23 protein-coding genes and 1 pseudogene are annotated in these 26,205 nt (G+C 70.0%); 12 read left to right on the top strand and 12 right to left on the bottom strand.

Features of this window, described 5'->3' with window-relative positions; genetic code table 11:
* Positions 1–52 precede the first annotated feature (52 nt).
* Positions 53–460, top strand: coding sequence for a VOC family protein (locus AC1DVT_RS03560; RefSeq protein ID WP_477386575.1), 408 nt, complete (start codon positions 53–55; stop codon positions 458–460).
* Between the two features lie 7 nt (positions 461–467).
* On the opposite strand, the gene AC1DVT_RS03555 is transcribed toward AC1DVT_RS03560, so the two are convergent.
* From AC1DVT_RS03555 to AC1DVT_RS03535, 5 genes are read right to left on the bottom strand one after another with little or no spacing between them, the layout of a single operon-like run.
* Positions 468–1,316 carry an energy-coupling factor transporter transmembrane component T gene (locus AC1DVT_RS03555; RefSeq protein WP_477386573.1) on the bottom strand — a complete coding sequence of 283 codons (849 nt, stop codon included), beginning with the start codon at positions 1,314–1,316 and terminating at the stop codon, positions 468–470.
* Positions 1,313–3,121, bottom strand: a complete 1,809-nt coding sequence (locus AC1DVT_RS03550; RefSeq protein ID WP_477386571.1) for an ABC transporter ATP-binding protein — start codon at positions 3,119–3,121, stop codon at positions 1,313–1,315. Before AC1DVT_RS03550 ends, AC1DVT_RS03555 begins: the two co-directional genes overlap by 4 nt.
* Positions 3,122–3,124: 3 nt before the next feature.
* Positions 3,125–3,676, bottom strand: a complete 552-nt coding sequence (locus tag AC1DVT_RS03545; RefSeq protein ID WP_477386569.1) for an ECF transporter S component — start codon at positions 3,674–3,676, stop codon at positions 3,125–3,127.
* A gap of 46 nt (positions 3,677–3,722) precedes the next feature.
* Complete coding sequence (locus tag AC1DVT_RS03540; protein ID WP_477386567.1) at positions 3,723–4,736, bottom strand: pirin family protein; 1,014 nt, start codon at positions 4,734–4,736, stop codon at positions 3,723–3,725.
* Positions 4,733–5,062 (bottom strand): GNAT family N-acetyltransferase, encoded by a 330-nt coding sequence (locus AC1DVT_RS03535; RefSeq protein WP_457099938.1) that lies wholly within the window; start codon positions 5,060–5,062, stop codon positions 4,733–4,735. Before AC1DVT_RS03535 ends, AC1DVT_RS03540 begins: the two co-directional genes overlap by 4 nt.
* A gap of 164 nt (positions 5,063–5,226) precedes the next feature.
* Here AC1DVT_RS03535 and AC1DVT_RS03530 point away from each other — a divergent pair, with 164 nt between their 5' ends.
* The 5 genes from AC1DVT_RS03530 (at position 5,227) to AC1DVT_RS03510 (ending at position 13,176) form a co-directional block, all read left to right on the top strand.
* Complete coding sequence (locus AC1DVT_RS03530) at positions 5,227–6,129, top strand: SGNH/GDSL hydrolase family protein (protein ID WP_477386565.1); 903 nt, start codon at positions 5,227–5,229, stop codon at positions 6,127–6,129.
* Between the two features lie 108 nt (positions 6,130–6,237).
* The gene (locus tag AC1DVT_RS03525; protein ID WP_477386563.1) at positions 6,238–8,772 is read left to right on the top strand and encodes a DEAD/DEAH box helicase; all 2,535 of its coding nucleotides are present in this window, start codon (positions 6,238–6,240) and stop codon (positions 8,770–8,772) included.
* A 37-nt stretch (positions 8,773–8,809) separates the two neighbouring features.
* Entirely contained in the window at positions 8,810–10,846 is a 2,037-nt protein-coding gene (recQ, locus tag AC1DVT_RS03520; RefSeq protein WP_477386561.1) for a DNA helicase RecQ, read from the top strand.
* A 91-nt stretch (positions 10,847–10,937) separates the two neighbouring features.
* Positions 10,938–12,611, top strand: a complete 1,674-nt coding sequence (locus AC1DVT_RS03515; RefSeq protein ID WP_477386559.1) for a formate--tetrahydrofolate ligase — start codon at positions 10,938–10,940, stop codon at positions 12,609–12,611.
* A gap of 34 nt (positions 12,612–12,645) precedes the next feature.
* Positions 12,646–13,176: a glutathione peroxidase gene (locus AC1DVT_RS03510; protein ID WP_477386557.1), complete on the top strand. Its 531-nt coding sequence runs from the start codon at positions 12,646–12,648 to the stop codon at positions 13,174–13,176.
* A 67-nt stretch (positions 13,177–13,243) separates the two neighbouring features.
* Here the strand turns inward: AC1DVT_RS03510 and AC1DVT_RS03505 are convergent, their stop codons facing one another.
* Positions 13,244–13,747, bottom strand: coding sequence for a GNAT family N-acetyltransferase (locus tag AC1DVT_RS03505; protein ID WP_477386555.1), 504 nt, complete (start codon positions 13,745–13,747; stop codon positions 13,244–13,246).
* Positions 13,748–13,964: 217 nt separating this feature from the next.
* Here AC1DVT_RS03505 and AC1DVT_RS03500 point away from each other — a divergent pair, with 217 nt between their 5' ends.
* Positions 13,965–16,070 (top strand): acyl-CoA dehydrogenase family protein, encoded by a 2,106-nt coding sequence (locus AC1DVT_RS03500; RefSeq protein ID WP_477386553.1) that lies wholly within the window; start codon positions 13,965–13,967, stop codon positions 16,068–16,070.
* A 35-nt stretch (positions 16,071–16,105) separates the two neighbouring features.
* Positions 16,106–16,684 (top strand): DNA-3-methyladenine glycosylase I, encoded by a 579-nt coding sequence (locus AC1DVT_RS03495; RefSeq protein WP_477386551.1) that lies wholly within the window; start codon positions 16,106–16,108, stop codon positions 16,682–16,684.
* A 28-nt stretch (positions 16,685–16,712) separates the two neighbouring features.
* On the opposite strand, the gene AC1DVT_RS03490 is transcribed toward AC1DVT_RS03495, so the two are convergent.
* Positions 16,713–17,147 (bottom strand): hypothetical protein, encoded by a 435-nt coding sequence (locus AC1DVT_RS03490; RefSeq protein WP_477386549.1) that lies wholly within the window; start codon positions 17,145–17,147, stop codon positions 16,713–16,715.
* Positions 17,148–17,168: 21 nt separating this feature from the next.
* On the opposite strand from AC1DVT_RS03490, the gene AC1DVT_RS03485 reads away from it, so the two are divergent.
* Positions 17,169–17,525, top strand: a complete 357-nt coding sequence (locus AC1DVT_RS03485; protein WP_477386547.1) for a multicopper oxidase domain-containing protein — start codon at positions 17,169–17,171, stop codon at positions 17,523–17,525.
* 34 nt (positions 17,526–17,559) lie between these two features.
* On the opposite strand, the gene AC1DVT_RS03480 is transcribed toward AC1DVT_RS03485, so the two are convergent.
* Genes AC1DVT_RS03480 through AC1DVT_RS03470 form a run of 3 tightly spaced genes read right to left on the bottom strand, consistent with a single transcriptional unit; the run spans position 17,560 to position 20,848 of the window.
* Positions 17,560–18,024, bottom strand: a complete 465-nt coding sequence (locus AC1DVT_RS03480) for a recombinase family protein (RefSeq protein ID WP_477386545.1) — start codon at positions 18,022–18,024, stop codon at positions 17,560–17,562.
* Between the two features lie 58 nt (positions 18,025–18,082).
* Positions 18,083–19,837, bottom strand: coding sequence for a cation:proton antiporter (locus tag AC1DVT_RS03475; RefSeq protein WP_477386543.1), 1,755 nt, complete (start codon positions 19,835–19,837; stop codon positions 18,083–18,085).
* A complete protein-coding gene (locus AC1DVT_RS03470) occupies positions 19,838–20,848 on the bottom strand; it encodes a malate dehydrogenase (protein WP_457099951.1) in 1,011 nt (336 codons plus the stop codon).
* Positions 20,849–20,929: 81 nt separating this feature from the next.
* Between AC1DVT_RS03470 and ypfJ the strand changes: the two genes are divergently transcribed.
* The 3 genes from ypfJ to gad are packed head-to-tail and all read left to right on the top strand — an operon-like array spanning position 20,930 to position 24,202.
* Complete coding sequence (ypfJ, locus tag AC1DVT_RS03465) at positions 20,930–21,799, top strand: KPN_02809 family neutral zinc metallopeptidase (protein ID WP_457099952.1); 870 nt, start codon at positions 20,930–20,932, stop codon at positions 21,797–21,799.
* Positions 21,796–22,815 carry a prolyl aminopeptidase gene (gene pip, locus AC1DVT_RS03460; protein ID WP_477386541.1) on the top strand — a complete coding sequence of 340 codons (1,020 nt, stop codon included), beginning with the start codon at positions 21,796–21,798 and terminating at the stop codon, positions 22,813–22,815. The genes ypfJ and pip overlap by 4 nt, the downstream gene beginning before the upstream one ends.
* 25 nt (positions 22,816–22,840) lie before the next feature.
* The gene (gene gad / locus AC1DVT_RS03455) at positions 22,841–24,202 is read left to right on the top strand and encodes a glutamate decarboxylase (protein ID WP_477386539.1); all 1,362 of its coding nucleotides are present in this window, start codon (positions 22,841–22,843) and stop codon (positions 24,200–24,202) included.
* An 80-nt stretch (positions 24,203–24,282) separates the two neighbouring features.
* Here gad and AC1DVT_RS03450 read toward each other — a convergent pair whose 3' ends face one another.
* Positions 24,283–25,965 carry a GMC family oxidoreductase gene (locus AC1DVT_RS03450; protein WP_477386537.1) on the bottom strand — a complete coding sequence of 561 codons (1,683 nt, stop codon included), beginning with the start codon at positions 25,963–25,965 and terminating at the stop codon, positions 24,283–24,285.
* A gap of 7 nt (positions 25,966–25,972) precedes the next feature.
* Positions 25,973–26,205 (bottom strand): annotated as a pseudogene (locus AC1DVT_RS03445) (aldehyde dehydrogenase family protein); the annotation flags it as partial.

The raw sequence follows: 26,205 nt of genomic DNA, 5'->3' as shown, positions 1-26,205 counted from the left end.
CCTCGACCCTTCAGTCTCGACGATGTCGGAGCGATCCGGAAGACTCGGCTTCATGGCTGTCTTCGACCATCTCGGCATCACCATCGATGATCTGGCCCGTTCGATCGCGCAGTTCGATCCCGTGATGGCCGCGCTCGGATTCACCCGCTCCGACGCGGAGAGCTCCGTGTCGTGGTGGCGGGAGGGTGAAACCGAGCTGATCCTGTTCCCCGCCCGCGAACCGGGCAGCGGTCCGCACCGGCACGGCCGGGTCGGCTGGCAGCACCTCGCGTTCGCGCTCGATTCGCGGGCGGAGGTCGATCGGCTGCATGCGCTCGCGCTCGATGCCGGCTGGTCGGCGGTGCGCGAGCCGAAGCTGTACCCGCGCTTCAACGACCGGTACTACGCCACGTTCGTCGAAGACGACAACGGCATCCGGATCGAATTCATGCACAACCCGCCGCGCGACACGGCGAGCTGAGTTCGGATCACAGCCCCCAGGGCTGCAGCGCGATGAAGATCGCGGTGGACGCCGCCAGGAAGAGGATGACGAAGACGGTGTCCCGGGCACGCCAGGGCACCAGATGACGCTCGGTGCGGTCGGGATAGGCGCCGAAGGCGCGGGCATCCATCGCGAGCGCGACGCGTTCGGCGTGCCGGATCGCCCCGGCGAGCAGGGGCACGAGATACCCCGCCCATCGTGCCGTCGCGGCGAACGGCCCGCGACCGCCATGGGCGCCGCGCACGCGATGCGCCTGCCGGATCACCTCGAGCTCGTGACCGAAGCGCGGCACGAAGCGGAACGCGGCCAGCGCCGTGTAGCCGATCCGGTACGGCACCCGCAGCTGCTGCACCATCGCGCGCACGAGGTCCGGTCCGCTCGTGCTGAGACCGGCGGGGAGCGCGAGCGCGACGATCGCGGCGAGGCGCAGCGCCGTCGCAAAGCCCAGCTCCAGGGCGCCCGAATAAAGAGTCCAACCGCCCACCTGCCAGATCGCGGAGGTCTGGTCGACCTGAGCAGGATCGGTCCACAGGGCGAAGCCCGCGCCGATGACGGCCACCCCGACCGGAAGCGCAGCGAACAGCAGCAGCGCGAGCTGTCGGGTGAAACGTACGCCGATCAGCACGGTCGCATAGGCCAGCGCAAGGAACGCGAGCGGGGTCGCGGCATCCCGCACGAACACCAGCAGCAGCATCGCCGGCGCGGGACCGGCGAGCTTGCCGAGCGGGTTCAGCCGGTAGAGGAAGCGGACCGGAGCCGCAGGTTCCGGCTGCGCGTAGGGATCGGGCGCCGCTCCGGGCGGCGGGGCCTTGGGCACGAAAGCGGGGCCGGTCACGGCATCCGCCACGTCGTCTGCTCCGCTGCGGGAGGTCCCGGCTGCGGCGGCGCGGCGGGGAGGTCGGCGAGCCGGCCCACGTGGGAGAGGGACGGATGCCGCGAGAGCCCCTGCAGGCCGCGGCGCAGCGCGGGCAGCCGCAGCCCCGCGCCCTCGATCAGGGTGCTGTCGGCGAAGACCTCTGCGGTAGGTCCGGCGGCGAGCAGACGCCCGTCACCGAGTAGGACGGTGTGGTCGGCGTACTCGGCCACCAGCTGCATGTCGTGGGTCACCACGAGCACGGTCGTGCCGTCCCGGTTCAGTTCCTGCAGGAGCATCAGCAGCTCGTCGGCGCGGGCGCGATCCTGGCCGAAGGTCGGTTCGTCGAGGACCAGCACAGGCGCCCCCGCGACCAAGGCGGTCGCGACCGACAGCCGGCGCTTCTGGCCGCCGGAGAGGAGGAAGGGATGCGTGTGCGCCTTGTCGGAGAGCCCGAACCGCTCGAGCACTGCATCGGTGCGTTCGCGCACCGATGCATCCGGGAGATGCTGGAGCCGCAGGCCATGGGCCAGTTCGTCGAAGACCGTGTGGGCGATGAACTGGTGCTCGGGATTCTGGAACACGAACCCGACGCGTGCGGAGAGGGTGCGCGCATCGCTGCGGCCGACGTCGATGCCGTCGATGTAAACGGTGCCGTGCGGCGGCGGAATGACCCCCGCGATCGCCTGGATGAGGGTGGTCTTGCCAGCGCCGTTCGCGCCGACGACCGCGACGAAGTCGCCCGCCCGCACGTCGAGTTCGATGTCGTGAATCACCTCGGTGCGGCCGCGGCGGACGGTGAGACCGCGGACCCGGATGAGCGGGTCGGCGGGCGGCAGTGGTCCCTGAGCTTGTCGAAGGGTCCGCGGGCTGATTTCGGCGTGCGCGGACGCGGACGCTTCGACGAGCTCAGCGACCGCCGGGGGCGGCGCCGACTCCAACGCGGCGTGCAGCTCCGCCGGGGTCAGCGGGAGGGGATCGAGCACGAACCCCGCCGATCGCAGCCGCAGCGCGGCCAGGGCCGAGATCGGCAGCCAGACGCCGAGGTCATGCAGCTCCTCGGCTCGGCCGCGAAGCACCTCGTCCACCGGTCCGTCGGCGACGAGGCGGCCGGAGGCGTCGAGCACCACGACCCGGTCGACGAATCCGACGGCTGCATCGAGGTTGTGCTCCACCAGAACGATCGCCCGGTCGCCGGTGGCGACGAGCTCGGCGAGGGCGCGGTACACCTCGTCGATGCCCTGGGGATCGAGATTCGCCGTGGGTTCGTCGAGCACGACCAGCGGCGATCCCATCGCGAGGGCGCAGGCGATCGCGAGGCGCTGTCTCCCGCCGCCGGAGAGGCGGTCGGGGTTCTCGCCGCGGCGCTCCCACAGTCCCACTCGGCGGAGCGCGGCCTCGGAACGGGCGAGCACGTCCGCCACGGGCATGCGCAGGTTCTCCGGGCCGAACGCCACCTCATCGAGCACCGTCCCGGTGACGAGCTGCGCGTCCGGGTCTTGGAAGACCATGCCGACGCGGGTACTCAGCGTCGCGACCGGGGTGGCGGCGACATCGAGCCCATCCACGATGACCGTTCCCGACATAGTGGCGGGCAGGTCGTGCGGGATCAGGCCGTTCAGGGCGAGCGCGAGGGTCGACTTGCCCGAGCCGCTCGGGCCTAGCACCAGCACCACCTCGCCCGGCGACACGTCGAAAGAGATCCCGGCCGGGGTCGCGGCATCCGCTCCGGCGTGCGTGATCGCCAGATCGCGCACCTGCAGGAAGGGTGTGGGGCTGCCGTCCACGGCTCAGCGCTGGGCGGTGCGGGCAACGCCGGCCCGGCGCAGGCCGGATCCGATGGCGAGCGCCACTGCGGTCCAGGCGACGGGCCCGAGCACCGCGAGCACGAGGTAGACGATCTGCGCCCACAGGGCGAGGGTCGACAGGTGCGCGGCGAAGAAGACCGCCGCAGCGACGACGACACCGATGAAGAGCGCCGAGATGAAGAACCGCCACGCGTTCCAGACCCGGTAGCGCGTGAGCGCCGCGACGAGCTCCTGTATGCCGCCGAAGAGGATGGCGGTGCCGAGGAAGCGGAACGCCCACTGCGGTGCCATCGCACTCGCCACGAGTGCCGCGATGAGGTGTGCGATCAGGGCGACCCAGGGCTTGCGAAGCAGCTCCTGGGCGACGATGCCGGGCAGGACGTGCGCGCCCAGCACGAAGCCGTAGACGATCGGAACAGTGGCGAGCACGACCGGGGTCACCCATCCGGCGATGCCGGCGACGACACCCGTCGCGACGCCGATCGCGGCGCACGTCAGCAGGACGCTGGTCGAGAGTCGGGATGCCGTGGCCACCTGTAAAGCGTAGTGCCCGGGTTAGTCGACCCTTACATGGGTTCCGCTACGGCCGACGCCGGCGCTGGGTGAGGCGTACAGCGGGCATCGGAGGTGCGGGAATCCGCACGTCGCCGTGCCCTTCGACACGACCGAACCGGTCGGAGCCCGCCTCCCACGCATCGCGCGCCTCGACGATCTCTTCGTGCGTCCGACCGACGAAGTTCCACCACATCACGATGTCGTCTTCGAATGGAGCGCCGCCGAGCAGGAAGAGGGCCGCGCCCTCGGAGCTTCCGAGCTCCACGCCTTCGCGTCCCGTGCCGAGGTAGAGGAGTCGCAGGGAATGAAGGTCGGCGGCGGATGCCACGTCCTCCGCAAGGGGCGGTTTCTGCGTTGCCCGCAGTCCACCGTCGATGCCCACCAGGGCGTACTCCCAGGCCGGGTCGAGGGGAAGCTGCACGCGCGATCCGGCCGGGATGCGGATCTCGGCGCCGACGATCGGCGTGTAGGTCGTCGCCGGGGATGCGGCGCCACCGAACTCTCCGAGCACCACCACGGCCGCGGCATCCGGTCCCTCGATGGCGGGCAGGGCGACGATCGGGAGGTCATCGTGCCGCTCGAAGGCGGGTGCGCCGTGCCGGCGATCTTCGGGGAGGGCGACCCAGAGCTGCAGCGCGTCCAGCGGGACGGCCTCCTCGCCGACGGAGTATTCCGAGTGTGCGATCCCCGCACCGCTCGTCATGAGGTTCAGCGCCCCGCGCGTCACCACGACGTCGCTGCCGACGGTGTCGCGGTGACGCACCTCGCCGACGAACGGCCAGGTGACCGTCTGCAGTCCGATGTGCGGGTGCGGCTCGACGCGCATCCGCGTCACCTGCGGTCCGAACCGGTCGAGGAAGCACCACGCGCCGACCATCGGCAGATCGCGTTGGGGGAGGCTGCGGTGCACCTCCATCCCGCGCACGCCGCCGAGCGGCACCTCGCGCGAGTCCAGCAGCAGCCAGCGCGGGCCGATGTCCGCGGACGCGTCGGGCGAGTGGGCGGCGAGCTCGGTGGGGTCGGTGTCGAGGCGGGTCATGCGTCCGCCTCCCAGGGGAGCGCTGCCGGCCATTCCACGGTGAGCCCAGGCACGGGGTTCTGGCGCAGATAGCGGCGAACAACGGGGCACACCGGTACGACGGACTCGCCGCGGGCCGCGACATCCGTCATCGCCTGCGAGATGAGCACGGTGCTGAGTCCCCAGCCGCGATAGGCGGGGTCGATCTCGGTGTGCGGGAAGACGAGGCGCCCGGGGCTCTCCACCTCGAACTCCGTGAAGCCGCCGAGCACGTCGCCGACCAGGATCTCGTAGCGACCCGCCTCATCGTTGCGGCGGACCGTGAGTTCTTCATCGTGCGCGGCCATCGGCATCCTTTCGTGCGTCCTTTTCAACGTAGGGGCGCCACCGGCATTCCACCAGCGGCGCGGCTCTGGCGCGCCCGCGAGCGGAGGTCTAAGGTCGGCTTCAAGTCCGGCAAAGATGCCGGATCCAGTGATTCCGGGGGGAATCCGTTCGATTTGGGGAAATCATGCGACGACGTCTGCTCACCACCATCCTCACGGTCACGGCTCTGAGCGTCACGGCGCTCGTCGGCGCCGCGCCCGCCTCAGCGTCGGTCCTTCCACCCGGCGTGCCGTATGTGGCCATCGGCGACTCGGTCGCCTCCGGCAATGGCCTCATGCCGTACTACGACGCCTCGTGCCTGCGGTCGAAGAAGGCGTACCCGACGGTGCTCGCCGGCCTGATGGGCGGCACCGTGGAGTCGGCCGCGTGCTCGGGCAACAACACGACACAGATCGCCGCGCAGGCCTCGGCGCTCGCGCAGCAGGGCAAACTCGGCTGGGCGACGCAGCTGGTGACGATCACGGCAGGCGTGAATGACCTCCCTTGGATCCTCGTTCTGGGCGCCTGCAGCAACCTGGGCTCGCTCGAGCAGTGCCAGGGCGCGATGGGTCTGCTCGGAAACCCGGCAGGCCCCGCCGCGGGAATCCCGGCCGGCCTCGCCACCGCGATTGGGGTCGTCCGGGCGGCCGCCCCGACCGCGCTGATCAGGGTGACCGGCTACCCGTACCTCTTCGGAGCATTCAACGGAAAGTGCAGCATCGGCGCGGCAGGGCCGGGCACGCCRATGAAGTTCGAGCGGGCCCAGGCGGACATGCTGGACGACCTCGGGGTGACGGGTCTCAACGCCGCGGTCTACGCAGGCATGTGGACATACCTGCGCGCGTACCACGACGCCACCGGCACGGTGGATAACCGCATCGAATACGTAGACCTGACCGCCGCCTTCGCGACCCACGGCCTGTGCGACAGCAGCGACCGCTGGGTCAGCGGGCTCGTCAACGGTCAGCCCAAGGATCGCGGGTTCCACCCGAACGCGGCCGGCCAGCAGGCCATCGCCGCCACCATCGCGGCGACGCTTCCCGGGTAGACCCGCGCTCGACCGATCCTGCCGGCGGGGCGCGGCATCCGCTCACCCCTCCGGCCCCATCTTCTCTGCCAGGCCGGGTCTCGCCACCCGGCCTGGCAGACTCATGTGATGCCCCACACGCTGCTCGAGCACGTGCCCGTCGGCGCCGACGCCGACACCGCGTACCTCGGGTTCGTCGAGTGGGCGTCCGAACAGGGACTCACCCTCTACCCCGCTCAAGACGAGGCGATCATCGAGATCGTGTCGGGGGCGAACGTCGTGCTGTCGACGCCCACCGGCACGGGCAAATCGCTCGTCGCGGTGGCCGCGCACGCGGCGTGCCTCGCCCGCGGCGGTCGCACGTATTACACGGCGCCGATCAAGGCGCTCGTGAGCGAGAAGTTCTTCGCGCTCGTCGACATCTTCGGCGCCGCGAACGTCGGCATGGTGACGGGCGACTCCTCGGTCAACCCCGACGCGCCGATCATCTGCTGCACCGCCGAGATCCTCGCGAACCTCGCGCTGCGCAAGGGAGCGGACACCGCGGCCGACCAGGTCGTCATGGACGAGTTCCACTACTACGGCGATCCGGACCGGGGGTGGGCGTGGCAGGTGCCGCTCCTCCTGCTGCCGCGCGCGCAGTTCATCCTCATGTCGGCGACGCTCGGCGACGTCACCACGATCGCCGACGACCTCTCGCGCCGCACCGGCCGCCCGACCGCGCGCATCACCGGGGTCGAACGTCCCGTGCCCCTGCACTTCTCCTACGCCCGCACGCCGGTCCACGAGACGGTCGAGGACCTGCTGCTGACCGGGCAGGCGCCGGTGTACATCGTGCACTTCTCGCAAGCGGCCGCCATGGAGCGCGCCCAGGCGCTGTCCTCGATCCGGATCGTCAGTCGCGAGCAGCGCGACGCCATCGCCGAGGCGATCGGCGGCTTCCGCTTCACGACCGCATTCGGACGGATGCTGTCGCGCTACGTCCGCGCCGGGATCGGCGTGCACCACGCCGGCATGCTCCCGCGCTACCGCCGGCTCGTCGAGACGCTCGCTCAGCGGGGTCTGCTGCGCGTCATCTGTGGCACGGACRCCCTGGGCGTCGGCATAAATGTGCCGATCCGCACAGTGATGATCACGGCCCTGGCGAAGTACGACGGACAGCGGATGCGGCAGCTCAGCGCCCGCGAGTTCCACCAGGTCGCCGGCCGGGCCGGGCGTGCGGGCTTCGACACCGCCGGAACCGTCGTGGTGATGGCGCCCGACCACGAGATCGAGAACGCGGCGTCGATCGCCAAGGCGGGCGACGACCCGAAGAAGATCCGCAAGATCGTGCGCAAGAAGGCGCCGCAGGGGTTCGTCAACTGGGGTGAGGCGTCGTTCGAGCGGCTCGTCGAGGCGGAGCCGGAACCCCTCGTGCCGCAGCTGCAGCTGACCGCCGCAATGCTGATCAATGTGATTGCCCGTGGCGGCGATGTGTTCTCGAACGTCCGGTCGCTCGTCTTCGACAACCACGAGCCGAAGGCGCGCCAGTACGAGCTCGCCCGCCGCGCGCTCGGCATCTTCCGCACCCTCGTCGCGGCACAGGTGGTGGTTCACGACGACGAGGGCGGCGGCATCCGTCTCACCGTCGAGCTGCAGCCGAACTTCGCGCTCAACCAGCCCCTGTCGCCCTTCGCGCTCGCCGCCATCGGCCTGCTCGACCCGGAGACCGAGCTCGGCCGCGTCGAGGTGGCCACCGGGTCAGCCGGCACCGGACACTACGCCCTCGATGTCGTGAGCATCATCGAGGCCACGCTCGACGACCCGCGTCCGGTGCTGTCGCAGCAGCAGTTCCTCGCCCGCGGCGAGGCCGTGGCGGCGATGAAGCGCGACGGGATCGAGTACGAGCAGCGCATGGAGCTGCTCGAGGAGATCACATATCCCAAGCCCCTCGACGAGCTGCTCGCGCAGTCCTTCGAGGTGTTCGCGTCAAGCCAGCCGTGGGTGCGCGACTTCGAACTGTCGCCCAAGTCGGTGGTGCGCGACATGTTCGAGCGTGCCCTGGCGTTCGGCGAGCTGATCTCGCTGTACCAGCTCGCCCGCAGCGAGGGCCTCGTACTGCGCTATCTCAGCGACGCCTACCGGGCGATCCGCCAGACCGTCCCGGTCGAGGCGCAGACTCCCGACCTCCTCGATCTCGTCGCGTGGCTGGGCGAACTCGTCCGCCAGGTCGACTCGAGCCTCGTCGACGAGTKGGAGAGCCTCATCAACCCGGTCGCGGATCCCTCCGCGCCGGTCGTGCCGCCGGCCCCGCCGTCGGTGCTGACGAATCGCCGCGCGTTCCTCGTGCTCGTGCGCAACGAAATGTTCCGGCGGGTGCAGCTCGCGGCGCTGCAGAAGGACGATGAGCTCGCCGCCCTCGACCCCGACGTGGACTGGTCGGCGGCCCTCGATTCGTACTTCGACGAGCACGAGGAGCTGCTGGCGGGCGGGCCCGCGCGCTCGCCGCGACTCGTGACCATCGATGAGACGGATGCCGCGGCATCCGGTGTCTGGAAAGTCGAGCAGACGATCGACGATCCTGAGGGCAACCACGATTGGCGCATCCGCGGCGAGGTCGACCTCGCCGCCTCGGAGGAGAACGGCACCGCGGTCGTGCGGGTCACCGAGGTCGTCCGGCTCTAGCCCGGCCGTGTCGGCGCGCCCAGCTACGCTGGGGCGGGTGAGCAACGCCGACCCCTACGCCGACATCGACTGGGATCGGGCCGACCTCACCCCGCCGACTGATGCCTGGGCGCCGCCAGCCGATGAGTCCTGGGCTCCGCCGGAAGACGGCTGGATGCCGCCGCCCGACGACGCGTTCGACGGCAGGTTCAGCGGCCCGGTCGCACGCGTGCCGAGCGCGGTCGCCGCTGCGCCGCTCACCTGCAGGGCCACCCCGTCTCGGTTCCCGACACCGCTTGCGGCCCTGCACACCGTCTTCGGCTTCGAGGCGTTCCGCGGCAACCAGGCGGCCGCGATCGACCAGGTCGTCGCCGGCGGCGACGCGGTCGTGCTCATGCCGACCGGCGGCGGCAAGAGCCTGATCTATCAGATCCCCGCTCTCGTCCGCGAGGGGACGGGCCTCGTCGTCAGCCCGCTCATCGCGCTCATGCACGACCAGGTCGACGCGCTCGTCGTGAACGGCGTCCGCGCCGCCTACCTCAACTCCACCCAGTCCGCCCCGCAGCGCGCGGCGGTGGAGCGCGCGTACCTCGCGGGCGAGCTTGACCTCATCTACGTCGCCCCGGAGCGGCTCTCGAACGCGTCGACGCGCGCCCTGCTGCAGCGCGGCGCGCTGAGCGTCATCGCGATCGACGAGGCGCACTGCGTCTCGCAGTGGGGCCACGACTTCCGCCCCGACTACCTCACCCTGGGCGACCTCGGCGAGCAGTTCCCCGGCGTGCCCCGCGTCGCCCTCACCGCGACCGCCACCGACGCGACGCACCGCGAGATCACCGAGCGCCTCCGGCTGACCGATGCCCAGCACTTCGTCGCGAGCTTCGACCGGCCGAACATCCAGTACCGCATCGACCCGAAAGTCGAACCGCGCAAGCAGCTGCTCGCGTTCATCCGGGCCCAGCCCGAGCGGGCTGCCGGCATCGTCTACGCACTGAGTCGCAAGAGCGTCGAGCAGACCGCCGACTACCTGCGCACGCAGGGGATCGATGCGCTGCCATACCACGCCGGGCTCGACGCATCCGTCCGGGCAGCCAACCAGTCCCGCTTCCTCCGCGACGACGGCGTGGTGATGGTCGCGACGATCGCCTTCGGCATGGGCATCGACAAGCCCGACGTGCGCTTCGTCGCCCACATCGACCTGCCCAAGTCCGTCGAGGGCTATTACCAGGAGACCGGCCGTGCCGGCCGCGACGGTGAGCCCGCCGTCGCCTGGATGGCCTACGGCCTCGGCGACGTCGTGCAGCAGCGCCGCATGATCGACCAGTCGCCGGGCGAGCGGTCGTACAAGACCCGCCTCGGTCAGCACCTCGACGCGATGCTGGCGCTGTGCGAGACGGTCGGATGCCGCCGCCAGAACCTGCTCGGCTACTTCGGCGAGGCATCCGGCCCCTGCGGCAACTGCGACACGTGCCTCGAGTCGCCCGAGACGTGGGACGGACTCGTCCCCGCGCAGAAGCTCCTGTCGACGATCGTGCGGCTCCAGCGGGAGCGCGGTCAGGCGTTCGGCGCGGGCCATCTCGTCGACATCCTGCGCGGCGCGTCGACAGACCGCATCCGCCAGCAGGGGCACGACAAGCTGTCGACCTACGGCCTCGGTGCCGACCTCACCGATCAGGATTGGCGCAGCGTCGTCCGGCAGCTCCTGGCGCAGCAGATCCTCGTGTCGCAGGGCGACTATGGCACGCTCGCCCTCGGCGATGCCGCCATGCCCGTGCTGCGCGGTGAGGCCCCGGTGCCGCTCCGTCGCGACGTGCTCGGCAGAGCCGGCGCATCCCCTCGCGCACGCAAGGCCTCGGCATCCGATGCCCTCGATGCCGCGGCGCGGCCCCTCTTCGAATCGCTCCGCGAATGGCGTGCGCGGGTCGCGAAAGAGCAGGGGATGCCCGCCTACATCGTCTTCGGTGATGCGACGCTGCGCGCGCTCGCCGAGCACCGACCCGCGTCCCTCGCGGATCTGCACGGGATCACCGGCATCGGCGACAAGAAGCGCGAAGCGTACGGCGAGGCCGTGCTCGCGGTCATCGCGGCAGCGGCCTGACCGGCATCCGGGACTGAGCCGCGGCAAACCCGGAGCCGCGGCATCCGTCGCCGTAGGCTGGCGAGCGTCGACGCCGACGAACGGGGAACCAGTGCCGCTCAGCAACATCGAGATCGCCCAGGCCGCGACCATGCGGCCCATCACCCAGGTGGCGGAGGCGCTCGGCATTCCCGAGCCGAGCCTGGAGCCCTACGGGCGGTTCAAGGCCAAGGTCTCGCTCGACTTCCTGCGAGGGCTCGAAGACACGCCTCGCGGCAAGCTCGTCCTCGTCACTGCGGTCTCGCCGACGCCGGCCGGCGAGGGCAAGACCACGACCACCGTGGGGCTGGGCGACGCACTCACGCGCATCGGCGAGCGCGCCATGATCTGCCTGCGCGAGCCTGCCCTCGGACCCGTGTTCGGGATGAAGGGCGGTGCGGCGGGCGGCGGCTACGCCCAGGTCGTCCCCATGGAAGACATCAACCTCCACTTCACCGGTGACTTCGCGGCGATCTCGGTGGCCACGAACCTGCTCGCCGCGCTGATCGACAACCACATCCACCACGGCAATGCGCTCGGCATCGATGTGCGGCGGATCACGTGGCGGCGGGTGCTCGACGTGAACGACCGCGCGCTGCGCGACGTCGTCGTGGGACTCGGCGGTCCGAACAACGGCTATCCGCGTGAATCCGGCTTCGACATCGTCGTGGCGAGCGAGGTGATGGCGATCTTCTGTCTCGCGACGAGCGTCGCCGATCTCAATGAGCGCCTCGGCGACATCGTCATCGGGCACACTCGCGACCGAAAGGCGGTGCTCGCCCGCGACCTGCAGGCGCACGGCGCCATGACCGCGGTGCTGCGCGACGCCCTCGCACCGAACCTCGTGCAGACCCTCGAGCACACGCCCGCCTTCGTGCACGGCGGCCCGTTCGCCAACATCGCGCACGGGTGCAACTCCGCGATCGCGACTCAGTCGGCGCTCCGTCTCGCCGACTACGTGGTGACCGAGGCCGGGTTCGGCGCCGACCTCGGCGCGGAGAAGTTCATCGACATCCTCTGTCGCACCTCAGGGCTGCGCCCGTCGGCTGCGGTGATCGTCGCGACCGTGCGGGCGATGAAGTACCACGGCGGAGTGGAGGTCGAGGGCCTCCCGCACGAGGACGTGGCGGCGCTCGAGCGTGGCACCGCCAACCTCGTCCGGCACCTCACCACCGTGCGCGAGACCTGGGGCCTGCCGTCGGTGGTGGCGATCAACCATCGTGCCGAAGACACGGATGCCGAGGTCCAGGCTCTCGTCGACGCGGTCGAGCGTGCCGGGGGTCGGGCGGTGGTGGCGCGGCACTTCGCCGAAGGCGGCTCAGGCGCCGAGGAGTTGGCCCGCGAGGTCGTGCGGCTCTGCGGCGAGGCATCCGAACTCCGCTTCACCTACCCCGACAGCGACGGGCTGTGGCAGAAGATGCGCGCGATCGCCACCCGCATCTACGGGGCATCCGACATCACCGCCTCGACCGCGGTGCGCGCCCAGATCCGGCGCCTGCAGGACGAGGGGTACGGCGACTATCCGGTGTGCGTGGCGAAGACCCAGTACTCCTTCTCGACCGACCCGAAACTGCGCGGCGCGCCGTCGGGGCATGACGTCGACATCCGGGAGGTGCGCCTCGCCGCCGGTGCCCGTTTCGTCGTCATGATCTGCGGTGACATCATGACCATGCCGGGACTTCCTCAGGCACCCGCCGCGAACACGATCGACGTCGATGAGCAGGGCCGAATCGTCGGACTCTTCTAGGAATTCCCGCACCCGATCTCGAGTTGGAGACTCTATGACCATCAGCGACATCCCGTTCCACACGATGGAGGGCGAGGAGCAGACGCTCGCTGACTATGACGGCAAGGCCGTCCTGATCGTGAACGTCGCGTCCCGCTGCGGCCTCGCCCCGCAGTACGAGACGCTCGAGCGGCTGCAGCGCGAGTACGGCGATCGCGGCTTGCAGGTCCTCGGCTTTCCGAGCAACCAGTTCCTGCAGGAGCTCGGCAGCAACGAGGCCATCAAGGAGTACTGCTCGCTGACCTACGGCATCTCGTTCCCGGTGCTTGACCGGGTACGCGTCAACGGCCGCAAGGAGCACCCCCTCTACACGGAGCTGAAGAAGACTCCGGATGCCGATGGCAAAGCGGGCCGCGTCACGTGGAACTTCGAGAAGTTCCTGGTGAGCCCCTCGGGTGAGGTCCACCGCTTCCGCCCGCAGACGGTGCCCGACGACCCCCGGGTCATCGCGGCCATCGAGGCGAGCCTGCCCGCGGCGCCCCCGAGCGACGCTGACCTCGAGGCCTCGGTCGAGAACGCGTCGTAGCGCCAGCTACCGCAGCGGGAACGACCGCGCGCGTGCCACCCGAAGCCGGTGCGGCAGCGCGTCGAGGTCACCCGCCCCCGGTGACGTCGATCATCCAGACGTTCACCGACATCCCCGGCACATCGCCCTCGGGGGGGAACGCCGCGGTGCCCACGAGGTCGAACCCAGCCCGCGCGCACAGAGCGTTCGACGGGGCGTTGTCGACGTGCGCATAGCCGACGACCAAGGGTCGATCGCCGAGCACCGCGACAAGGCGGAGCGTCTCGCGAAGCGCCGTCAAGGCGATGCCGCGGCCCTGCCAGTCTGGATGGATGGAGCAGCCGACCTCGTACACCGGCATCCCGTCGTGCACTTCCTCCCACCACCCGGCGTACCCCGCGGGCGTGCCGTCGACATCGACGCGGAACATGCGCATCTGGCCGGTCTCCCACCCGGCGAGGTAGTCCGAGTGCTGTTGCGCGAGCGCTTCGTCGGACTCAGGCCCGCCGAAATAGCGCGTCATCTCCCACGTGTTCGCGCGTTGCAGCACGGGCAGGTCGTCCACGCCCCACCGCACCAATTCGACCGTCATCGCCTGCCCTTCGCGGCTCTGCTTCCATCGTGCCGAGCGTCGCCGCCCCACGCCAGTCCAGCCGTGGCGGAGTCGGCGCTGTCGGGATCGCACAACAGCCCCAACCGCCGTACCCCGCCGCTCTTGTGAGGTTTCGGCAATGGGTTTGGCGCGATKTTGTCGAACTCCTACCGTCAATGATGACCTCCTCCCTGTTCTTCACCCGAAAGGTGAATCCATGACCGACGCCGCCGTCCGTCCGAAGAAACCCGCCACGAATAGGCGAACGCCCGCCGGCGGAGCCCCGACCGCACCGCACACCGCGGCCGAGGCATCCGAAGCCCGCATCGACGTCGCTCAGGTGAACGACGCCCTGATGGGGACGTGGGCAGAGACCCGCCGCGAAGCGCGGGCCGTCATCAAGGACCCCGCGTTCTGGCGCGTCGACGGCATGCCGATGGTCGAGCACCGCGAGCGGGTGCTGGCCCAACTGCACGCGCTCGCCGAGGCGGGCGGATCCCGCCGCGGGTTCCCCGAGGAGTACGGCGGGCTGGGCGACAGCGGTGCGAACCTCGCAGGCTTCATGGAGCTCGTGCTGGCCGATCCCAGCCTGCAGATCAAGTCCGGCGTGCAGTGGGGACTGTTCGGCTCAGCCGTCTACCAGCTTGGCACGAAGAAGCACCACGACCAGTGGCTGCGCGGCATCATGGACGTCTCGATCCCCGGTGCGTTCGCGATGACCGAGACGGGACACGGATCGGATGTCGCGGCCATCGGCACGACGGCGACCTACGACCCGGACAGCGAGGAATTCATCATCCACACGCCGTTCCGCGGCGCGTGGAAGGACTACCTCGGCAACGCGGCGCTGCACGGCAAGGCCGCGACCGTGTTCGCCCAGCTCATCACCGGCGACGTCAATTACGGCGTGCACTGCTTCTTCGTCCCGTTGCGTGACGACGACGGAGAGTTCCTCCCCGGCATCGGCGGCGAGGACGACGGCGTCAAGGGCGGTCTGAACGGCATCGACAACGGGAGGCTGCATTTCGACCACGTGCGCATCCCGCGCGAGAACCTCCTCAACCGCTACGGCGACGTCGCGGCCGATGGCACGTACTCGAGCGACATCGCCAGCCCCGGGCGGCGGTTCTTCACGATGCTCGGCGCGCTCGTCCAGGGCCGCGTCTCGCTCGACGGCGCCGCCACCACCGGCACCGCAGTCGCCCTCTGCATCGCGCTCACGTACGCGAACCAGCGTCGCCAGTTCGACTCCGGCTCCGGCACCGACGAGGTCGTGCTGCTCGACTACGGCAAGCACCAGCGTCGCCTGCTGCCCCTGCTCGCCCAGAACTACGCCCAGTTCTTCGCCAACGACGAGCTGCTGCGCAAGTTCGACGGCGTCTTCAGCGGCAGGAAGGATACGCCGGAGGAGCGCGAAGACCTCGAGACGCTCGCCGCGGCGCTGAAGCCCCTGTCGACCTGGAACGCCCTGGACACCATCCAGGAGTGCCGCGAGGCCTGCGGCGGCGCGGGCTTCCTCGCCGAGAACCGCCTGGTCGGGCTGCACCACGACCTCGACGTGTACGTCACGTTCGAGGGCGACAACAACGTGCTGCTGCAGCTCGTCGGCAAGCGCCTCCTCTCCGACTACGCCAAGCAGTTCAAGGGCAAGGATGCCGCGGCGCTCGCCCGCATCGCGCTCGGCCAGACCGCCGGCAAGGTGTTCCACGGTGCCGGTCTGCGCCAGTTCGGGCAGTCGGTCGCCGACTTCGGCTCGACCGCCCGTTCGGTCGAACTCGGCCTGCGCGCCGACCACCAGCATGAGCTGCTCTCCGGCCGCGTGCAACAGATGATCGCGGACATCGCGGGACGGCTGCGCCCGGCATCCAAGCTCCCGCGTGACGAGGCGGCGGCGCTGTTCAACGCCAACCAGTCCGAGCTGATCGAGGCCGCCCGGGCACACGGCGAGCTGCTGCAGTGGGAGGCGCTCACCGACGCCGTCAACGCGATGGAGCACGCCGGCACCAAGCAGGTGCTGACCTGGCTGCGCGACCTCTTCGGCCTCACGCTCATCGAGCGCCACCTCGCCTGGTACCTGATCAATGGGCGCCTCTCGGTGAAGCGCGCCACCGCCGTCTCCGCCTATATCGACCGCCTCTGCGCGCGGCTTCGCCCGCACGCGCAGGATCTCGTCGACGCGTTCGGCTTCGAGCCCGAGCACGTGCGGGCGCCCATCGCATCGGGTGCCGAGCAGGTTCGCCAGGCCGAGGCTGCGGGCTACCATGCGGCGCTCCTCGCCTCCGGCGAGGGCCCCGTCTCGGAGAAGTCGCTCAAGCACAAGTAGCCGGCGAGCGGGCTCACCCGGCCTAGGCTGACCGGGTGAGCCCCGACATCCGCCTCGGTCCGGACGCCATCCCCCGCTGCGCGTGGGTCGGCGACGACGCAGAGTACCGGCGCTACCACGACGAGGAGTGGGGCACCCCGCTGCACGGCGATCGGGCGCTGTTCGAGAAGCTGAGCCTCGAGGGGTTTCAGGCGGGGCTCTCGTGGATCACCATCCTGCGCAAGCGCCCGAGATTCCGTGAGGCGTTCGCGGGGTTCGAGCCCGAGGCGGTGGCGGTCTTCGATCAGTCGGACATCGACCGGCTGATGGCGGATGCCGGGATCGTGCGCAATCGCGCCAAGATCGAGGCGACGATCTCGAACGCGCGGCTCGTGACGACGATGGCGCGAGGTGAACTCGACGAGCTCCTCTGGTCGTTCGCGCCCGCCGCGCAACGGCCCCGACCGGCTGGCTTCGCGGAGATCCCGGCGACCACGGCGGAGTCGAACGCCGCATCGAAGGCGCTGCGGAAGCGCGGCTTCCGGTTCGTCGGACCCACCACGATGTACGCGCTCATGCAGTCGGCCGGCATGGTCGACGACCACGTCGCGGGATGCTGGCGCGCGACCGCCTGAACGGACCGCGCTTCGTCTCGTCGGCGGGCTATCCGCGGTCGGCGACGAGGAGCCGCGGGAGGGCATCCTTCAGCCAGGCCCCGAGGTGATCGACCGTCCAGCCGCGATCCACCGTGAAGGCCAGGTACGACTGCGGCGACAGAGTGGTGGCGAGGATGTCGGCGCCCTCCTTCACGCTCAGTCCGGCTCGCAGCGTGCCATGATCGGCGAGCGCCTGCACCATGCGGACACAGCCGTCGAGTCGCAGCGCCTCGCTCCGCACCCACCAGTCGGCGAGGTACGGATCCGACGCGTACGCGGATCGACCCGCATCACCGATCGCGGACGTGCGCTCGTAGACGGGAAGTGCGCCGTCCACCCAAAGTGAGAGCGCTTCGGCACCATCGGGCTCGGCCAGCGCGCGACCGTACGCTTCCGTTTCGTCGGGTGGCCCGATCTGACCGTCGCGCGTGCGCCCCAGCACGGCGTTGCCGACGCGTACACGGTGGACGGCCGGGTGTATCCGTACATCGAGCCCACCATCGTGGACACGGGGGACACGGTTCGCGTGCGACTCGTCAACAGGACGTTCGAGACTCACCCGATGCATCCCCATGGGCACGCCGTGCGGGTGCTGTCGGTGAACGGTCGCGCGCCCGCGCAGCCGCTCTGGCTCGACACCTTCGACGTCGGGCCCGGCGAGGTCTGGGTGGTGGCGCTGTATGCCGATAACCCGGGGATCTGGATGGATCACTGCCACAACCTGGAGCACGCGGCCCTCGGGATGGTGACGCACTTGGCCTATCGGGAGATCACCACGCCCTTCGATCACGGGGGACCTGCCGACAACGCCCCGGAATGACGTGCGCTGAGACTCGCTCAGGACCGCGCCGCCGTCAGCGCGGGACGTCCTTCAGGTGGCGCGCGCCATGGCGCAGCACCTTCACCACGACACCGCGCCGACTGAGTTCGGCCACGGTGCGGGTCTCCTCGTCGGTGTTGCGGCCGAGCGCGTGCACGTCGGTGACGACGAGCACATCGCCGTGGGTGAGCCGCCCGAACAGGCGCACCAGGCGCTCCTCCCAGGACTCGAGCGTCTCGGGCGCCGGGTGGCGGAACCCTCCGATCGGCACGCCGAATCGGGTGAGCTCATCACGCTGAACGGTCACCGACGGCATGTCGTCGCGAGAGACGACCAGCCCGACCAGACGCGCACCTGCGGGGCGGGCGAGCCACCAGTCCCGGTCGCGCTGCATCTCGGTGAAGCATTCGGGGCACTCGATCGCGGCGTGGGACGCACCCAGCGGGGGCGCTTCGGCGTGCACGTGTGTGGAATCCGTCGTATTCGTGGCATCCGCCATGTCCGCACCTCCGAGTCCATTGTGCACCGCGGCGCAGACGGCGTGAACGCGGCAGCCGTCAGTCGTCGTCCCCGAGCCGCAGCTCGAGGCTGAGCTGATCCGCGTCGAGCTCGGCGAGCGCCCGGCGGAGCACCGCGGTGCTGTACGCGCCACCGGACGACAGCTCGGTGAGGCGCCGCCGCTGCGTCTCGATCATCGCGAGCCGCAGTTCGAGCGTGTCCTGCATGATCGCGCTCATGTCCTCGTCCGGCGGCTCGGCCATGCGCGCGCCGATGCGTTCGATCAGCTCAGGTGCGAACGCGGTGCCGTCGCGCTTGGTGAGGGAGTCGCCGAGGAGGGCGGACGCCGCGGCCTCCCGCAGCTCCTCGTCGAGGCGGGTCTGCTCGCTGCGGCTGACTTCGTCCGCAGCCGTGTCGTCGATTCCGAGCCGTCGCACCACCCACGGGAGGGTCAGTCCCTGCACCATGAGGCTGCCAACCGCGACGAGGAACGCGACGAACACGAGGAGCGGGCGCTCCGGTGCATCCGAAGGGAGCGTCTGGGCGGCCGCGAGCGTGACGACACCACGCATGCCCGCCCAGACGATGATCGTCCCGTGCTTCCAGCCCAGCGGCGATCCCTGGTAGTAGTCGATGTCGGCGAGGGCCCGCGTGGCCCGTGAGCGCATGATCGACAGCCACCGTTCACGCTGCTCCGGCTGCGGCGGGGGGAGCTCTCGCGCCGCCCGCCCACGGCGGGGGGCGTCCGGATCGGGCGGCTCCGCGGCGATCGATTCGATGCGCTCACTGAACGATTCCAGACGCGCGCGATCCCGGTGCCGGGCGCGCCTGCTCTGCAGCCAGACCAGGAAGGAGACGTAGGCCGCGCGCACGAGCATGATGATGGCGAAGGCGGCGACGGCGAGCCAGATGGCATGCCCGAGACCCTGATCGTCCTCGATGTTCTGGCGCAGCAGCTCTTTGAGCTCGAGGCCCATCAGGAGGAAGACCGCGCCCTCGAGCAGGAGCTCGATCGTGCGCCAGTTCAGCGCGTCCGACATCCGCTGCTCCGGAGTGAACCACCGGGCGGCGCCCTGGCCGGTCACGATGCCGGCCACCACCGCCGCGACGAGTCCCGAGCCGCCGAGCCGCTCGGTCGGCAGATACGCGATGAACGGGACGACGAAGCCGAGGGCCGTATTGGCTGCGGGGTTGTGCACGAGCGCGCGCAGGCGCAGATTCAGCCAGCCGACCAGGGCGCCGATCACGATCGCCACGAGGATGCCCCAGACGAAGGTTCCGAGGATGCCGCCCTCGGGCGCGTTCCCCGTGATCGCGATGGCGACGGCCACGCGAAGGATCACCAGGGACGTCGCGTCGTTGAGCAGGCTCTCGCCCTCGAGCATCGTCACGACCCGCCGCGAAACGCCGAGACGCTTCACGATCGAGGTGGCCACCGCGTCGGTGGGACTCAGGATCGCCCCGAGTGCGAGAGCGTAGTAGATGCCCAGACCGGGGATCAGGGCGTTGAAGAAGAATGCCAGGGCGACCGAGCTGAACAGCACGAGCAGCACTGACAGCCCTGCGATCGGGCCGAAGTCGCGACGGAATTCGATCGCCGGAAGCGAGACGGCCGCGGAGTAGAGCAGCGGTGGCAGGACGCCGACGAGGATGAGCTCGGGGTCGACCTCGATCGGCGGCACGAACGGGAACAGGCTGACCACGATCCCGACCGCGACCAGCAGCAGCGGGCCGGCGATCTTCGCCCGCGGTGCGACCGCCGTAGCGAGCGCGACGACGACGACCCCGAGGATCGCGATGACCAGGTACTCCATCTACGACAGCAGTCCGAGGTCGCGCACGGCGTCGCGTTCCGCCACGAGCTCGGCGATCGAGGCGTCGAACCGCGCACGGGAGCGGTCGTCCAGGCCGAGTCCCTCCACGATGCGGTAGCCGGAGCCGTCCGACGTCACCGGGAACGAGCACACCAACCCCTCCGGAACCCCGTACTCGCCGTGGGAGACCACGGCGGCCGAGGTCGAGGCATCCGTCCCCCTCTGCTCGTCGCGCACATGCGCGATCGCCGCGTTGGCCGCTGAGGCGACCGACGACGACCCGCGCACCTCGATGATCTCCGCCCCTCGGCGGGCGACGCGCGGGATGAACACGTCGTCGAGCCAGGTCACGGCAGCAGCGGTGCCGCCGAGCTTCGCAGCGAGCGCGTCGATGACCGGGACGCCCGAGACTGTCGCGTGCGAGACATCCGGGAACTGCGTCGCGGAATGGTTCCCCCAGATCGCGACCCCGCGCAGGTCGTCCGGGTGAGCGTCGAGAGCGGCCGCCAGCTGCCCGATCGCCCGGTTGTGGTCGAGTCGGGTGAGCGCGGTGAATCGCTCGGCCGGCACGTCGGGGGCGGATGCCGCGGCGATGAGCGCGTTCGTGTTGGCGGGGTTGCCCACCGCGAGGATCCGCACGTCGTCAGCCGCATGCGCGTTGATCGCAGCTCCCTGCGGTGCGAAGATGCCGGCGTTCGCCGCGAGAAGGTCGGCGCGCTCCATCCCAGGTCCGCGGGGGCGTGATCCGACCAGGAGAGCGACCCCGCACCCTTCGAAGGCGGCATTCGGATCGTCGAACACGTCGACGCCGGCCAGCAGCGGGAACGCGCAGTCCTGCAGCTCGAGGATCGCGCCCTCGGCGGCGCGCATTCCCTGTGGGATCTCCAGCAGCCTGAGCCGCACCGGGCGGTCCCGCCCGAGCATTTCGCCGGCGGCGATCCGGAACATCAGGGCGTACCCGATCTGCCCTCCCGCGCCGGTGATGGTCACGGTTTTCGGTGTGGTCGCCATGACGAGAGCCTATTCCGGTCGATTGCGCAAGGGGTCGGGCGTTTTCGGGGGTTGGTGAATCCCCCGCGGTACCGTGAAGCCATGACGTTCAACGACAACGCAAAGGTCGGGGGCAATACCGCGCGGCGACGTGGCCGCGGCGTCGCGATCGGCGGCGGTGCCGCCGGACTCGGCGTGATCGCGGTCCTCCTGCTCAATCTGCTCACCGGKGGCGACTTCTCGGGACTGCTCGGCGGCGGAGCCGCCGGCGGCGGCTCCGCACAGGATGAGGAGGTCCAGAACTGCGAGTTGGGGTCCGACGCGAACGCGCGCGACGACTGTCGGCTCGCTGCCGCGTCCCTCAACATCGACCAGTACTGGGCGACCGCCGTCGACGGCTACCGCAAGCCGCAGCTGATCATCGTCGACGTCGAGGCCGCGACCGGCTGCGGCACGGCCTCCAACGCGACCGGTCCGTTCTACTGCCCGCCCGAGGAGACCGTGTACGTCGATCCGACCTTCTTCGCGCTGCTGCGCGAGCGGTTCGATGCGTCCGCCGGGCCGCTCGCCCAGCTCTACGTGCTCGCCCACGAGTACGGACACCACGTGCAGAACATCACCGGGATCATGCAGGACCATCCCGACAACGGCACCGGCGAAGACAGCAACAGCGTGCGCACCGAGCTGCAGGCCGACTGCTTCGCGGGAGCCTGGGTGGCCCACGCCGGGGAGCAGAAGGATGAGAGCGGGGTCCCGTTCCTTCAGGCGCCGACCGAAGCGCAGGTGCGCGATGCGCTGGATGCCGCCGCCGCCGTCGGCGACGACCACATCCAGCGCGAGTCCGGTGCCCCAGTCAACCCGGAGGCGTGGACCCATGGATCGAGCGAGCAGCGGCAGCGCTGGTTCATGGCGGGGTATCAGGGGGGCCCCGGAGCCTGCGACACTTTCGGTGTGCAAGGAAATGAGCTGTGAGTCCACCGGCGCACCTCGACGACATCCTCTATCCGCCGATCGAACCCTATGAGACCGGCGAGCTCTTCGTGGGCGACGGCAACCGCGTCTACTGGGAGCAGAGCGGCAACCCCGACGGCAAGCCGGTCATCTTCCTGCACGGCGGACCCGGCGCGGGCACCTCGCCCTGGCACCGGCGGTTCTTCGACCCGGAGCGGTATCGGATCATCCTCTTCGATCAGCGCGGGTGCGGGCGCTCCACGCCGCACGCGAGCGAGCCGGACGCCGACCTCCGCCACAACACGACCTGGCACCTGGTCGGCGACATGGAGCTGCTCCGCCGCAACTTCGGAATCGATCGCTGGCAGGTGTTCGGCGGATCGTGGGGGAGCGCGCTGGCGCTCGCCTACGCGCAGGCTCACCCCGAGGGGGTCAGTGAGATCGTGCTGCGCGGCATCTTCACGCTCCGTCGCTTCGAACTCGAGTGGTTCTACGAGGGCGGAGCCTCGGTGATCTTCCCCGACCTCTGGGAGGACTTCCTCGCTCCGATTCCAGTGCTCGAGCGGTCGCACCTGATCGAGGCGTACGCGCGGCGCCTCGCCGACCCCGATCCCGCGATCCACGGGCAGGCAGGGCTCGCCTGGACGAGGTGGGAGGCGTCGACGCTCACGCTGCTGCCCGATCCCGACCTGGTCGCGTCGATGACGGAGCCGGCGGCGGCGACCGCGTTCGCCCGCATCGAGAACCACTACTTCCTGCACGGCGGCTGGTTCGACGAGGGGCAGCTGATCGCGGGCGTGGACGCCATCCGCGACATCCCCGCCGTCATCGTCCAAGGCCGCTACGACGTATGCACGCCCCCGATGACGGCCTGGGAGCTGCATCGGGCCTGGCCGGAGGCCGAGCTCGTCATGATCGCGGATGCCGCGCACTCGGCGTCCGAGCCGGGCATCGCCGCTGCGCTGCGCGCGGCGACCGACCGGTTCGCGTCTTCCCCGGCCGATCCGGCTGTTCACCAAGAGCACCCTGCGGAGTAATGGCCTCATCCGCCAGGATGAGCCCATGGACACCGAACTGACCCCTGTCTTCGATCGACCGGTCCGCGGCAGCGCGTCGGCTCATGAGCGCCTGGGCCCCGACGAGCTTCTCCCGCAGACCGCCTACCAGATCGTCCACGACGAGACGATGCTCGACGGGAACGCCCGTCTGAACCTCGCGACTTTCGTCACGACGTGGATGGACGAGTATGCCAACCGTCTCTACCAGGAGACGTACGACAAGAACATGATCGACAAGGACGAGTATCCGTCCACGGCGGCTGTCGAAGACCGATGCTGGCGGATCCTCGCCAACCTGTGGAGCGTCCCGACCGCGGAGGGCGCGATCGGCACGTCGACGACCGGCTCCAGCGAGGCGTGCATGCTCGGCGGGCTCGCCTTCAAGCGGCTCTGGCAGCATCGGCGCCGCGCCGAGGGCGCCTCGACCGAGAAGCCGAACCTCATCATGAGCTCGGCAGTCCAGGTGTGCTGGGAGAAGTTCTGCAACTACTGGGACGTCGAGATGCGGCTCGTCCCCGTCAGCGAGGAGCACCCGGTGCTCGACGGGTTCGAGCTGGAGAAGTACATCGACGAGAACACGATCGGCGTGGTCGCGATCATGGGCGTCACCTACACCGGCGCCTACGAGCCGGTCGCTCAGATCGCCGCGAAGCTGGATGAGATCCAGGCGACGACGGGGTTCGACATCCCGATCCATGTCGACGGAGCCTCCGGGGCGATGGTCGCCCCCTTCCTGCAGCCCGATCTGGAATGGGACTTCCGGCTCGAGCGCGTGCACTCCATCTCCACGTCGGGACACAAGTACGGCGGGGTGTACCCCGGACTCGGGTGGGTCGTCTGGCGCGAGAAGAAGTGGCTCCCGGAGGACCTCATCTTCCGGGTGAGCTACCTCGGCGGCGACATGCCGACGCTCGCGCTCAACTTCTCGCGGCCCGGTGCGCAGGTGCTCCTGCAGTACTACCTGTTCCTCCGCCTCGGCGTCGCCGGCTATACGGCGGTCCAGCAGGGATCGCAGGATGTCGCAGTGCACATCTCATCCGAGATCGCGAAGATGGGCCCGTTCACCCTGCTCAGCGACGGGACGGACATTCCGGTTTTCGCGTGGACGCTCAAGCAGGGCTACACGCAGAACTGGAACCTGTACCACCTGAGCGATCGCCTGCGCATGCGGGGCTGGCTCGTTCCGGCCTATCCGATGCCGGAGGATCTCCAGCAGATCATCGTGCAGCGGATCGTCGTGCGCGAAGACCTCAGCATCGACATGTCCGACAAGCTGCTCGCCGACATCCGCAGCGAGGTCGCCTACCTCAACCTGCTCGAGTCGCCGATGCCGGTCGAGGGTCAGCGGCCGAGCTTCACGCACTAGCGGCGCCCGCGGCTCGGATCAGCGCTCCTGCGGGAATCTGATCCGATCCGCGGGGTTTCGATACGGGCGCCTTCGGCGGCCTACTCAACCTTGCCCCGGATCGCATCAACGCGGGCTTCGCTCGCATTGATCCGATCCGCGGCAACCTCGCCGATGACGATCGCGGGCGCGTTGGTGTGCCCGCGGATGATGTTGGGCATGACGGATGCGTCGGCCACGCGCAGCCCGTCGACTCCGCGCACCCGCAGGTCGGCGTCGACGACGGAGGCGGCATCCGTCCCCATCCGCGCCGTGCCGACCGGGTGGTAAAGAGTGTGCGAATGGCGGCGGAGCGAGAGCTCGGCACGCTCTTCCGGCGTCATGCGCTCGCCGCCCTCTGGGCGGATCCAGCCACCCGTCAGCACTCCGCGGAGGGCCTCGGTGTCGATCAGGCGCTCGCACTCGGCGAGGCCGGCGAGCAGGGTCTGCTCGTCGATCCCGTCCGCATCGGTGAGGTAGCCCGGGTCGATCACCGCCTTCGCCGCGGGGTCGCCGGAGGCGAGCCGGATCGTGCCGCGGCTGCGCGGCCGGATGAGGATGGCGCCGACGGTGAGGCCTTCGCCCGGCACCGGCACCAGTCCCTCATCGACGTAGGGGGCCGCGGCGAAGATGATCTCGATGTCCGGCAGCTTCGCCGGCATCCCGGCGCGATCGGCCACCGCGGTGCGCACGAAGCCGTACGCCTCGGCGACATTCGAGGTGAGCATCCCACGGCGCGCGGTCAGGTAGCGCGCGAGCTGGCCGACCTGCTCCGCGCCATACAGCGTGCCGCCCTTGGCGGCCGGAGCGAGCCCGGCGACGAGGTGGTCCTGCAGGTTGCGGCCGACCTCGGGACTGTCGACGAGGAGCGGGATGCCGTGCTCAGCGAGATGCTCGGCCGGTCCGATGCCCGACAGCATGAGCAGCTGCGGGGTGTTCACCGCGCCACCGCAGAGGATGACCTCCCGATGGGCGAGCGCCTGGCGCGTGACGCCGTCGATCTCGACATAGACCCCGGTCGCCCGGGGCGCGGCTCCGCCGTCGGTCGCCGAGACTGTCGAGGCGCCGAACGTGACGCGGCGCACCAGTGCTCCCGTGACCACGCGGAGGTTGCGCCGCTTCGCCGCCGGCCGCAGGTATGCATCCGCGGTCGAGGCGCGGCCTCCGCGGTGCTGCGAGACCATCGTCTGCGAGAAGCCCTGACCCTCCGCAAGGTTGGGGTCGGTCACCGGGAGCCCCGCTTCCCGCACCGCCTCGAGGAAGACCGCCGTGTGCGGTCGGGGGTCGCGCTGGTGCTCGATCGACAGCGCGCCGTCAGCACCCTGGGTCTCATCGACCGGGTCTTCGGTGCGCTCGACGCGCTGGAAGTAGGGGAGCAGCGAATCCCACGACCAGGCCGGGCCTGCGGCATCCGCCCACTCGTCGTAGTCGGCCGCGAAGCCGCGCACCCACATCATGGCGTTGAGCGACGACGACCCGCCGAGAGTCTTGCCGCGCGGCCAGAAGATCGTGCGATCCTCGAGCGCCGGCTGGGGGACCGTGTCGTAGTTCCAGTCGTACGGCCCGCGGAAGAGCTTCGAGAACGCGGCCGGGACGTGCAGCTCGAGCGCCTTGTCGGGCCCGCCCGCTTCCAGAAGCAGAACGGTCGTCGCCGGATCCTCGCTCAGCCGCGCCGCCAGTGCGGCACCGGCCGAGCCCGCTCCGACGATGACGTAATCGGCGGTGAGGGCGTCGGGGCGGCTCACCGCGGGCTCATGCCCGGAACGCCTGCGTGAGGGTGACCATGAGCTTCGCCCAGTTTCCGGTCATCCGGAATCGGGTGAACCCCTCGCTGACTGCTGCGCCGGTGCGGGAGGTCACGAACCACGGCGGCTTCGGCAAGACGGAGAACGTTCCCTTGCCTGCGATCGCGGTGGACGAGCGTGGGAACGGGCGGAACGGCCCGCGGGTGACGGATCGCTCGACCCGGTCGAGCAGCAGTGCGT

The organism is Microbacterium sp. P2_F9, assembly GCF_056403635.1.
Note: the sequence above shows the minus strand (reverse complement) of the source record. Positions and strands in the feature narration are given on the sequence as shown.

Coding starts and splice junctions, on each gene's coding strand:
- AC1DVT_RS03560 (WP_477386575.1), top strand. CDS start 53: ATGGCTGTCTTCGACCATCTCGGCATCACCATCGATGATCTGGCCCGT.
- AC1DVT_RS03540 (WP_477386567.1), bottom strand. CDS start 4,736: ATGACCCGCCTCGACACCGACCCCACCGAGCTCGCCGCCCACTCGCCC.
- AC1DVT_RS03535 (WP_457099938.1), bottom strand. CDS start 5,062: ATGGCCGCGCACGATGAAGAACTCACGGTCCGCCGCAACGATGAGGCG.
- AC1DVT_RS03510 (WP_477386557.1), top strand. CDS start 12,646: ATGACCATCAGCGACATCCCGTTCCACACGATGGAGGGCGAGGAGCAG.
- AC1DVT_RS03505 (WP_477386555.1), bottom strand. CDS start 13,747: ATGACGGTCGAATTGGTGCGGTGGGGCGTGGACGACCTGCCCGTGCTG.
- AC1DVT_RS03500 (WP_477386553.1), top strand. CDS start 13,965: ATGACCGACGCCGCCGTCCGTCCGAAGAAACCCGCCACGAATAGGCGA.
- AC1DVT_RS03480 (WP_477386545.1), bottom strand. CDS start 18,024: ATGGCGGATGCCACGAATACGACGGATTCCACACACGTGCACGCCGAA.
- AC1DVT_RS03475 (WP_477386543.1), bottom strand. CDS start 19,837: ATGGAGTACCTGGTCATCGCGATCCTCGGGGTCGTCGTCGTCGCGCTC.
- AC1DVT_RS03470 (WP_457099951.1), bottom strand. CDS start 20,848: ATGGCGACCACACCGAAAACCGTGACCATCACCGGCGCGGGAGGGCAG.
- gad (WP_477386539.1), top strand. CDS start 22,841: ATGGACACCGAACTGACCCCTGTCTTCGATCGACCGGTCCGCGGCAGC.